The sequence below is a fragment of the Anabaena sp. CCY 9910 genome (assembly GCF_963920875.1).
GTDB lineage: Bacteria > Cyanobacteriota > Cyanobacteriia > Cyanobacteriales > Nostocaceae > Trichormus > Trichormus variabilis.
Genome location: NZ_CAWUDJ010000059.1, coordinates 19,472 through 30,883, shown reverse-complemented (window position 1 = coordinate 30,883; position 11,412 = coordinate 19,472). Strand labels below are relative to the sequence as shown.

The 11,412-nt window shown below is 37.5% G+C and carries 9 protein-coding genes; all 9 read left to right on the top strand.

Annotated features, from left to right (window positions below):
- Nucleotides 1–211: hypothetical protein (locus tag ACM5QX_RS26800; RefSeq protein ID WP_414756291.1), on the top strand; the 211-nt coding region annotated here is incomplete at its 5' end.
- 460 nt (nucleotides 212–671) lie between these two features.
- Complete coding sequence (gene psaC / locus ACM5QX_RS26795; protein WP_010997613.1) at nucleotides 672–917, top strand: photosystem I iron-sulfur center protein PsaC; 246 nt, start codon at nucleotides 672–674, stop codon at nucleotides 915–917.
- Between the two features lie 303 nt (nucleotides 918–1,220).
- Nucleotides 1,221–3,119, top strand: coding sequence for a glutamine--fructose-6-phosphate transaminase (isomerizing) (glmS, locus tag ACM5QX_RS26790; RefSeq protein ID WP_414756290.1), 1,899 nt, complete (start codon nucleotides 1,221–1,223; stop codon nucleotides 3,117–3,119).
- A 111-nt stretch (nucleotides 3,120–3,230) separates the two neighbouring features.
- Entirely contained in the window at nucleotides 3,231–4,091 is an 861-nt protein-coding gene (locus ACM5QX_RS26785; RefSeq protein ID WP_414756289.1) for a TnsA endonuclease C-terminal domain-containing protein, read from the top strand.
- A gap of 22 nt (nucleotides 4,092–4,113) precedes the next feature.
- A complete protein-coding gene (locus ACM5QX_RS26780; RefSeq protein ID WP_414756288.1) occupies nucleotides 4,114–6,342 on the top strand; it encodes a DNA-binding protein in 2,229 nt (742 codons plus the stop codon).
- Entirely contained in the window at nucleotides 6,329–7,999 is a 1,671-nt protein-coding gene (locus tag ACM5QX_RS26775; protein WP_414756287.1) for an ATP-binding protein, read from the top strand. Before ACM5QX_RS26780 ends, ACM5QX_RS26775 begins: the two co-directional genes overlap by 14 nt.
- A 7-nt stretch (nucleotides 8,000–8,006) precedes the next feature.
- On the top strand, nucleotides 8,007–8,957 hold the full coding sequence (locus ACM5QX_RS26770) for a TnsD family Tn7-like transposition protein (RefSeq protein ID WP_414756286.1): 951 nt from the start codon (nucleotides 8,007–8,009) through the stop codon (nucleotides 8,955–8,957).
- A gap of 239 nt (nucleotides 8,958–9,196) precedes the next feature.
- Nucleotides 9,197–9,811: a type I-MYXAN CRISPR-associated protein Cas6/Cmx6 gene (gene cas6 / locus ACM5QX_RS26765; RefSeq protein ID WP_414756285.1), complete on the top strand. Its 615-nt coding sequence runs from the start codon at nucleotides 9,197–9,199 to the stop codon at nucleotides 9,809–9,811.
- 17 nt (nucleotides 9,812–9,828) lie between these two features.
- A complete protein-coding gene (gene cas8a1 / locus ACM5QX_RS26760; RefSeq protein WP_414756284.1) occupies nucleotides 9,829–11,367 on the top strand; it encodes a type I-MYXAN CRISPR-associated Cas8a1/Cmx1 in 1,539 nt (512 codons plus the stop codon).
- Nucleotides 11,368–11,412 lie beyond the last annotated feature (45 nt).

Genomic DNA, 11,412 nt, shown 5'->3' with positions numbered 1-11,412 from the left:
AGTCTTGAATACTCGTGAGCGAGTCTTGAATACTCGTGAGCGAGTCTTGAATACTCGTGAGCGAGTCTTGAATACTGGCGAACGAGTCTTGAATACTGGCGAACGAGTCTTGAATACTGGCGAGCGAGTCTTTGATACTGGTGAGCGAGTCTTGAATACTGGCGAACGAGTCTTTGATACTCGTGAACGAGTCTTTGATACTCGTGAATGAGTCTTGAATACTCGTGAACGAGTCTTTGATACTCGTGAATGAGTTTTTGATACTCGTGAGCGAGTCTTGATACTACCTAAATAAACAGTGAACAGAAAACAGTTATCCGTGAATATTTAAAAATTCATTACAAATTTGTATTTTTGTCGCAGTCATAGTAATTAAGTAATAACTACCATAGACAACTAACTCAAATTGCTTTTTTGAGTCTGACTTACACTTCATATATCTTTACACCAAGCATTGAACGTAGTTAGTGAATGAGGTAAACACGCTGCTGTCATGTAGCTGATTTATAAGGAAAGAGAGAAATTCCGCAAATCGTAGTTTTTAAAAGTGTCTATTACATTGTTTAAAGTTATGTAGCCTTTTACTTACGGTGGATAAGCGACTGCGGTAAACTATGCCTTGATTATGATTCTTTCACAGAAAAGAACACTGGAAAGGAGCCGTTTTTTCAATGTCTCATACCGTAAAAATCTACGATACCTGCATTGGCTGCACTCAATGTGTCCGCGCCTGCCCTACTGACGTTCTGGAGATGGTTCCTTGGGATGGCTGTAAGGCTGCTCAAGTCGCTTCTTCACCCCGTACAGAAGACTGCGTAGGCTGCAAGCGTTGTGAAACAGCTTGCCCGACTGACTTCTTGAGCATTCGGGTTTATCTGGGTGCAGAAACAACTCGCAGCATGGGTCTAGCTTACTAAGGAATTCACTACCGATTCCTTTTTTGCTCACAATTAAGTGTCTCGATAGCAAGCCTCTTTAGCTTTGTAGGGTGGGTAGCAATGGCGTTCCGCTCGCCGTAAGCCATCGCCCATCCTACAACATCATGAGAAATTTATAAAAATACCTAGTGGTTAAAGGAGCAGGTTGCTCCTTTTTTTTTGTTTTGTAGTCATTAGTCATTAGTCCAGATTAATAACTGTTGACTGTTGACCATTGACCATTGACCATTGACAAATGACTATACTGGATTTAATTATCCTGAACAAAGGGTGGTGTGAGCAATGTGTGGCATCGTTGGGTATATCGGAACTCAAGCAGCAACCGAGATTTTGTTGGCTGGGCTAGAAAAACTAGAGTATCGCGGTTACGATTCCGCAGGTATAGCTACGGTTTGGGAAGGAGATGTGAATTGTGTCCGAGCCAAAGGCAAACTTTATAACCTGCGTTCTAAACTAGAACAACTGGCTACTCCATCTCAAATTGGTATTGGTCATACACGTTGGGCAACTCATGGTAAACCAGAAGAGTATAACGCCCATCCCCATTTAGATACAGCCATGCGAATCGCTGTTGTGCAGAATGGGATTATTGAAAATTACCGCGAGTTACGCGACGAACTGAAACAGAAAGGACATGAGTTTCGTTCGGAAACTGATACAGAAGTTATTCCTCACCTTATAGCCGAATTCTTAAAAAACCTCCCTTCCCCACCGCTTTCTACCTCCTCCCCCTTTTTGGAAGCAATACGCCAAGCTGTTCATCACCTACAAGGGGCATTTGCGATCGCTGTTATCTCTGCTGACTATCCTGACGAATTGATTGTTGTCCGCCAGCAAGCGCCCTTGGTGATAGGATTCGGGCAAGGGGAGTTCTTTTGCGCCTCAGACACGCCGGCGATCGTTTCCCATACTCGTGCAGTCTTACCCCTGGAGAACGGCGAAATTGCCCGTCTGACACCCCTGGGAGTGGAGATTTATAACTTTGCTGGGGACAGACTGAAAAAACAACCCCGCTTGCTCAACTTGAATCCCACAATGGTAGAGAAGCAGGGATTCAAACACTTTATGCTCAAGGAAATTTATGAGCAACCAGGAGTAGTCAGAGCGAGTTTAGAAGCATACTTTAATCCCGATATTAATACGGATGAATCTTTTACATCACCAATTAATTTGGGTTTATCTGAAGAAATTTATGCAGATTTAGAACAAATTCATATTGTCGCCTGTGGTACGAGTTGGCACGCTGCATTAGTAGGAAAGTATTTACTTGAACAATTAGCAGGAATCTCCACTCAAGTACACTATGCTTCTGAGTATCGCTATGCACCATCACCACTAACAGCGAATACATTAATTATCGGTGTTACTCAGTCAGGGGAAACGGCTGATACCTTAGCCGCCTTAGCGATGGAAAAAGAACGCCGCCAAGGCAAAGAAGCCAAATATCAAGCACGACTCTTGGGGATTACCAATCGCCCAGAAAGTAGCCTTGGTCATCTTGTACCCCATATTATTAATACTCTGGCAGGGATTGAAATAGGTGTGGCAGCGACCAAAACCTTTGTTGCTCAACTGATGGCGTTTTATGCTCTAGCCTTGGATTTAGCCTATCATCGCCAAACAGTAGCACCAGATAAACTCGCAGATATTATTCAAGGCTTACGTCAGATACCTAAGGAAATCGAAGCCACCTTAGAACGTCAGGAAAAACTAACAGAACATCTAGCCCATGAATTTGCAGAAACCCAAGACTTCATCTTTTTGGGTAGAGGAATTAACTTCCCCATTGCTTTAGAAGGGGCGTTGAAATTAAAAGAAATCAGCTACATTCACGCCGAAGGTTATCCAGCCGGGGAAATGAAACACGGCCCCATTGCTTTATTAGATGCGAAAGTGCCAGTAGTAGCGATCGCCTATCCTGGTAGTGTGTATGAAAAAGTGATTTCCAATTCCCAAGAAGCCAAAGCCAGAGATTCGCGGTTAATTGGGGTAACACCAGTCAACGATGGCGAAGCGGCGGAAATTTTTAACGATTTACTTCCTGTTTCATCAGTAGATGAATTACTATCGCCAATACTTACAGTAGTACCATTGCAACTATTGGCTTACCACATCGCCGCCCGTCGCGGTTTAGATGTCGATCAGCCTCGGAATTTGGCAAAATCAGTGACTGTGGAATAAATAAATACGAATATTTAAATAAATTTGTGGAGGAATAATTCAGTCCAACAATATATAATTCGATTCAACAATTCATAAAACGATTGAACAATAACCTCTAAAGGAGTACGATTGTACCAAGTAAAAGTGCGATCGCTTCCAGAGGTTATTTTTATGGTTAGGGGCAGAAGGGAATGGACGCAAGCTAAATATGAGCGATATATAAAAGAAGGTCGTGGTCGAGGAAGTGGTAAGCACTATAAACCTTGGCTGACAATCCAAGATGTTCCCTCTAAAGGACGTTCCTCTAGAACTCCTGGTTGGAAAACAAATCGAGTACATCATTTCTTCTCAGACCATGAAAAACGGCTATTTTATTTGTTTGAGTGGTCAGATATAGTTACAGATATAAGAGAGCAATTTCCTTTAGACAATCTGGATCTAGCCATGAGTATTGCTACAGACATAGGTATAAAGTACCCTGTAGATACACAAAGTGGCACTCCTGAAGTTTTAACAAGCGACTTTATGCTTACAGTCAACCTCGATGGGAAGCAGATGCAGATTGCCCGGACTGTTAAGCCGTCAACAGAACTGGAAAAAAAGCGAGTTAATGAGAAATTCGAGATAGAAAGACAATATTACTTAGCAAAGGGTATTGACTGGGGAATTATCACAGAAAAAGAAATTCCCAGGCTTTTAGCTGAAAATGTTGAGTGGATTCATTCTGCTTATAGGCTAGAAGCAAATTCTGAAATGGACACTGCACAACTGCTTGAGTTGTCAACAATTTTAAAATCCAAGCTTCAGGAAGAACATACAACCATCAATAAAGTAACTACTGCTTTAGACAAAGAAATGAATATAGATTCCGGTACATCACTTTATGTATTTAAACATTTAATTGCTAGGAAAGAAATCCTTGTGGATCTAGTAGCAATAAAATTATCTGCTTGTCCGTCAACTAAAGTTATTGAAAAAATAATATTTTAGACCCACATGATAGGTAAATAACATGGTTAAAGATTTATTTGTCAATGATTTAATAGAGTGGATTGTATACCAGAACACTCATATAGTCGAAAGAATTATTTGGATAGATGAAGGTTATATTATTGCATTTGTTATAGATATTAATGCTAAAAAAGGACTACCTGAACCAAAGAAAATATCCGACATTTTAGAAGCAATATCTGAAGGTGTTGCTTTTAAGCAGCAGCAAGATCCTTGGGCAAGAATTATTCGGGATGAAAATTTGACAGATAAGGAAAAGGAATACAGAGATAAAGCTTGGGAGATAATTTCATCATTAATTATAGAAGAACCATCAATATATTATAGAAATTTTAGAGGATCGATGGTTAGAGAAGCGGTTGAAAAGTACAACGAAGAAAGGGATAAAGATAAATTAGTAGAAAAAACCGTCTATGGTTATTTGAGAAGATTTTGGCAGAGAGGAAAAACTATAAATGCTCTTATACCTGATTTTATCAATTCATCAGGTAAGGGAAAGATTCGAGGTCAATCAGGCAAGAAGAGAGGAAGACCAAGAAAATATGCACATGACCCAGATATTGGTGAAGGTGTAAATGTTACAGAAGAAGATAGAAAGATTTTTAGAATCGCTATAAACAAATTTTACAATAATTCAAAAGAAAACTACTTAAAAACAGCCTATGAATTAATGGTGAAAGAATATTACAAAGAAGGAATTAGATATGACGAGAATGGTGTTCAAAAATCTATATTAACTCCAACTGATAAAATACCTACAATTACTCAATTCAAATACTGGTATCAACTTGAGCAGGATGAAGTTACCAAAACTTTCACATCTCGAAAAGGAGCCAAGCGAGTAGCCTTAGAGTATAGAGCAATTTTGGGAAACTCTAAGATGGAAACTATTGGCCCTGGTTCTAGATATCAAATTGATGCCACAGTTGCTGATGTATATTTAGTTTCAAAATATAACCGTACTTGGATAATTGGTAGACCAGTTATTTATGTAATTATTGATGTTTTTAGCAGAATGATTACAGGTGTTTATGTTGGTTTAGAAGGCCCATCTTGGATAGGAGCAATGATGGCACTAGCCAATGTAGCTACAGATAAAACCCTGTTTTGCCAGGAATACAACATTAATATTACTGAAGATGAATGGCCTTGCAATCAAATGCCAGATGCAATTTTAGGAGATAGGGGAGAATTAGCAGGTATGGCAGTGGAAACATTAATCCCTAATCTTTATGTTCGTATTGAAAATGCAGCTTCCTATAGAGCAGATTGGAAAGGTTTAGTAGAAAGACACTTTCGTATAATTCATGAATATGTAAAACCTTTTTTACCAGGTTATGTGGATACGGATTTTAGGCAAAGAGGCGCAAGGGATTATCGGCTTGATGGCAAACTTGATATAGATCAATTTACTGAGATTATTGTTAGTTTAATTATTCACCACAACAATAAACCTCTTACAAAATATGAAAGAGATGAAGCGATGATTGCTGATGATATACCTTGTATACCTAGAGAGTTGTGGAAGTGGGGTATCGCCAATCGTTCTGGTAGACTCAGAACCTTTTCTGAAGATATTGTCAAATTGAACTTGATGCCTACTGAGAAAGCAACTATTACTGCTAAAGGCATCAAAATAAGAGGTAAGGAGATGTACTATACCTGTGATAGTGCTAAAAATGAGCAATGGTTTGAAAAAGCTAGAAGTAATCTCCTTTCTAAGTCAGAAAAAGCACTGATTGTATCTTACGACATCAGAAATCCAAACTTCATTTACCTTCCATCTAGTGATGGTAGAGATTTTGAAAAATGTTTTCTTATTGACTCAGAAGGGCGGTATGCTAATAAAAACTTTCATGACATTGAATATCTGCTTGCTTATGAAGAATTGCAAAGACAGAAAAGTCAAGGTAAACAGCTACAAGAAAAGGTAGATTTAATAGCTGATATTGAAAGCATAGTAGATAGAGCAGAAAAAATGACTGATGCTTCTGAAGATAATAATTTAAGTAAGAGCAAGAAAGTTTCTGGAATAAGAGACAATAGGGCTTTTGAAAAGGCTAAACGGCGAGAGACTGAAGGATTTGAATTAGCAATTACAGATAATCAGAGCAGTTTTCAGGTTATAGAGAGTAAACCAGAAACCTCCGAACAGGCAGAATCACTACAACCAAATCATTTGAATCTTCTTAAGAAAAAGCGACAGGAGCGAAAACGTGGACAGGATTGAGGGTGAACTGGTTAAAATTCCTAATGGAGAATTAGCAGTTATTGCCAGATATATAGATCAAAAACTTCCAGAATACAATGCTAATCCATTAATTCAGGCATTACCTCCTATTCTTTCAGCAGAAGAATTTATTGATAAAGTAACGAGAACACCAGATTTTGATGAACAAGACAGGGAGCTAGAAGCGCATTATAGGTTTCATTGCATTGAGAGGCTATCTAGATATTTTGATCCTCAAAATAAAACGGTTGAATTACAGAAGGTTATTTGTGCCTTAATTATGACGGGCTATTTAGCTCGGAATATTTTGAAACCTGAATATGCAAGTCGCTCTAGGCAAATATATAACGCAATAAAAGATGGAGGAGGTAAAAACTTAGAAAACTATGTTAATCTTCCTACATCTGCTTCTGGTTTAACCCTAATTGGCCCATCAGGGATGGGAAAATCTACAAATTTCCAAAATATTCTTAATCTTTATCCTCAAGTAATTCTTCATCCTGATTATAGTGTTTACCAGATAGTTTGGTTGAAGGTTGACTGCCCTCATGCGGGTTCTTTGAAGGGTCTGTGTACTGATATTTTTCTCGCTGTTGACAGGCTATTAGGTACTAACTACTTTAAAAAATTTGGTTCCTCGCGCAACTCTGAAGATTATATGCTGGCCCAAGTTGCCCAAATTGCCCATACTCATCATTTAGGGGCTTTAGTTATAGATGAGATGCAGAATCTAGTTACAGCAAGAAGAAGTAGCTCAGATATGTTGAACTTTTTAGTAAAAATGGACAATACTGTAGGGATTCCAGTAATTCGAGTTGGTACGAACGAAGCTTTTCCTATTCTTCAAGGAAATTTTAGAAATGCTAGGAGAGGGACAGGAGAAGGGAGTGTAATTTGGGACAGAATGGTAAATGATGATGAATGGTATTTCTTCATGGAAGGAATGTGGGATTACCAATGGACAAACACACCTGTCCCTTTCTCCGATGAAATCAACGAAGTTTTTTACGACGAGAGCCAGGGAATTATTGATATTGCTGTCAAACTTTACAAAATGGTGCAATGGAGAGCAATTTCAATCGGTGGTAAAGAAATTATCACTACTGAGCTAATTCGTCGAGCAGCTAAAGACGGGCTATATTTAGTCAAGCCAATGCTAGATGCAATTAGGTCAGGGGACAGAGAGTGGATGATTAAGTATAAAGATATTGCTCCTCTCGATACAATAGAATATCAAAATAAATGTCTATCTGAGCTTGATTCCAACGAGTTAAAAGATATTCGTAGATTAGCTAGAAAACAACAGAATCAGCAGAAAGTATCACCAAAGCTCAATTATGTAATTCTTGAGCTTTTGCACTTGGACGTAGAACCTGCTAAAGCAAAGGAATGTGCAGAACAAATTGTTTATAGTGATGAAGATGCAGACATTCCATCTTTAGTTAAAAAGGCATATGCTCTCGCTTTGCAAGGCACTCAAGTAAATGAGAGCTTTGCTAAAACAAGTACCAGGAAAGCTAAATTAAAGCCAAAGTATCAAGAAAATGATATTCGACGAATTGTTGAAAATGCCAAGAAGGAGAAAAAATCTGCATACGATGATTTGAAATTGGCAGGTATTATCAAAAATCCAGTTGAAGATTTTATCAATATTTAGCTTCTCAATGCTTAGTTTCTTCCCTACTCTGTATCCCGATGAATTGTTATATAGCACTTTAGCTAGATACCACATTCGGAGTGGAAATAAAAGTTTTAAGCAAACTGACTTAGAACTATTTGGTTATAGTTCTCAACAAGTTTGCAAAATTACTTTAACTAATAATTTAAATTATTTAGTGAAAAATTTACCTTTACGCTCTCAGCAAAAAGTTGAGAGCTTACTACAGAATCATACGTTATATCCCTTTTATGCAACTTTCTTAATGCCACAGGAGGCTTGGTTACTAAAAAATTCAATGAGTAAAAAACTCAGTGGCTCCATACTAGATTTTGTTAAGGTGACCACTAATTCTAGTGATGATTCAAAAAAATTTTTAAAATTTTGCCCTGAATGTTTAGAAAAAGATACGCAAAAGTATGGTGAACCTTACTGGCATAGAATACATCAAGTCTCTGGAATTGTAGTTTGTCCAATTCATGGTGTCTTTTTACACAATAGTTGTGTAGAAGTAGAATCCAAAGGTATAAATTATCATGCTGCCAGTATAGATAATTGTTTATTAGCAAAAAATGTAAAAAATTTGACGAATAACACTGTAAAAACACTTTTAACAGTGGCAAATGATATTAATTGGCTAATTCATAGCAATTTTGCCTTTCAAGGTTTGGCTTGGCTTCGCGCTCAGTACCAGCGTTACTTAGTGGATAAAGGACTGCTACAAACCTTTGCTGGTGGCAAGTTTAAGTTTGATGATTATGGTTTTGCCCAGCTTATATTTGAGTTTTATGGTCAAGAATCCTTAGAAGCTATCAACCCAATGTTAGCCCAACATCAAGGTAAATATTTTTCTCACTGTTTGTTTGGATGTGACGTAAATCCAGCAATTGACCGCATAACTCATATCTTAATGATAAAATTTTTAGCAAATTCTATAGAAGAGTTTTTTCAGTCATAATCTTCATATACAAAGTTTAATTAAATTAATAAAAAGCAATAATAACTAATCAAAATTATTTTTATTGATTATTATTTTAAGTATTTTCAGATTAGTGAATCAGGTAATCTAAAGTAATAAGGTAGTTATTTCATACCTGGTTTGTATCTACTTAAATCTGTCATATAAAAATGATTATTGATAGTAACTTACTTACGCAGCTTCCCTCAGAATCATCTTCAAAGCCAAAAGAGCTTTTAATGTCTCAGTTTCTATATATGGATTTAACTTTTAGCCTTATTGGTGAGACATTACCTTTCGACCACGGCTATGAATTATTTTCTGCGATCGCCCGCTTTGAACCCAAACTACATACATTAGACACGTTGGGAATTCACACCATTGCAGGTATTCCCAAGGATGGTGTAATTAATCTGACCCAAAATTCTAGGCTTCGTATTCGGATACCAGTAAATCAGGTACGTTTGGTTTATCCATTGGCGGGTAAGTCACTGAGAATTGGCAAGCATACTATTCGTTTGGGTATTCCCGATATATGTTTGCTTCAACCTGCGGAGAAACTGCGATCGCGCATTGTGGTAATAAGAGGCCATGAAGAACCTGAAACTTTTTTAGTCGTAGCGCAGCGTCAGCTAGAGCAACTGGGTATCCAAGCAATCGTTAGCATTCCCACCAAAGCCAATGGTAAACCAATACGTAGAACTATCAAAATTAAGCGATTTACAGTCGTGGGTTTTGGATTAGAAGTTACAAAATTAAGCGATGAAGACTCATTGACGTTGCAAATACATGGTGTAGGAGGAAAGCAAAAGATGGGTTGTGGACTCTTCATGCCTATTAAAGAAAGGCAATAGCCATTACTCGAAAGCAGATGATGAAGAGAGCAGCTAACCCCAAAATTCAGCTTAATCTCGGCGATCCTAGTATGACCTTATTGCATCGTGCTGGGGTTGCAGGACTTTGGATGACGCTCAAAAAACTGGAAAAAATCTATCCAACACCTGCTCAACGTATTGGTAATTTAACTTGGTTGCTAACCCCTCTCTGTATCAGTCTTGATTGGGAAGGACAGGATTTCGCAGCTTTAGACTGGTTGCTGAAGCAATCATTTCAAATCAGTGATGAGGGTTTAATTTCCCTGACAGGGTTAGATTCTCAAAACATGGATATTCAAAATCAAATAATTATCCATCAAGGTATCACAGCCACTTTTACACAACATAATCAATTTTTTAAGTCTGCGGGTCAACAATCTCAGGAACTGATTATTGATGGTATTCAGCTTAGGGTTTATTATAAAAAAGCTGCTTCCTATGCTCATCAGTCTTTTGCTAAACATCTATGTGACCAGCACGGACAGTTGCTAAAAGAGCCAGTTGGTATAAGGGGATGGCTCTATCCAGGAGCAGTAGTTCGCCATTATGCTTTTAAAAAAGAAACTGCATTTGAAGAAAAGGCAGAATATGCTCTAGCGTTGTTGTTCGCTCCTGTGGCTTGTCAATATTTTGTGCTGCGATCGCATACCGAACCATCACATACAAACTATGTTGTGGCTGTTCCTGAAGTAGTTGACTTAGAACTTTATGCCCAGTATTTGTGGTGTTTGAGTAACTTAGATTATAAACATTGTCACGTATCTAGCTTAGGAGATGCTGGATTAAAATTTCTTACTTATGAAACAACACAAATGCCTACTTCCAATTTTTTAAAACGATGTCAAATAATCTTTTTTAGTACAAAAGCTTGGTCAGAACAGCAAAAAACTCGTGCAGAAATAGCAATCATAGAATTAAATTCTTCAGTTAGTTATCTTTATAAGCTTAGTTGTATTTGTTTTCCAGAATATCAAATTGTTTTATATGAAAATCAGCATTATTTGCTTCCAAGTTTAATCAAAGGAATAATCGCCAATAATCTAGCAATGGGTCGGTCTTGGTGGGCTAATTGGATTTTATTTATTAAAAATAAAAAATCATTTAAACAATTTATTGATGAGTATAAAGGGATTAATCAGATGATTCAGGACTCAGAATGGGATATAGAAGCTCAAAAGCTATTTATTCAAGCTTGTCATGAAGCTTTAAGGAAAATATATGCCAAGATTTATAGCAGAACAAAAGAAGGTGAATACGCTCAAATAGAACGAGAAAATACACGCATTTTATCTCAGTTAAAACGCTGCACTAATACTGACAATTTCCGAAAATTTATTGCAGAGTTTTGGGGAAGGGCGGGGCAAATAGCAATTCTGGAAGAACATTGGATGGAATTACTTCCATTGACTACAGGGATAGGCAATTGGAAAGTAGCCAGGGACTTAACTTTTATTGCAATGGCTAGCTACCCAAAGAATAAAATAACAGAGGTAGAGGTAAAACCATCACAAATATCTGAGCTAAATACTGAATAAACTTCATATTTTTTGATTTGATTAAGAACAAAATATTAATTGTTT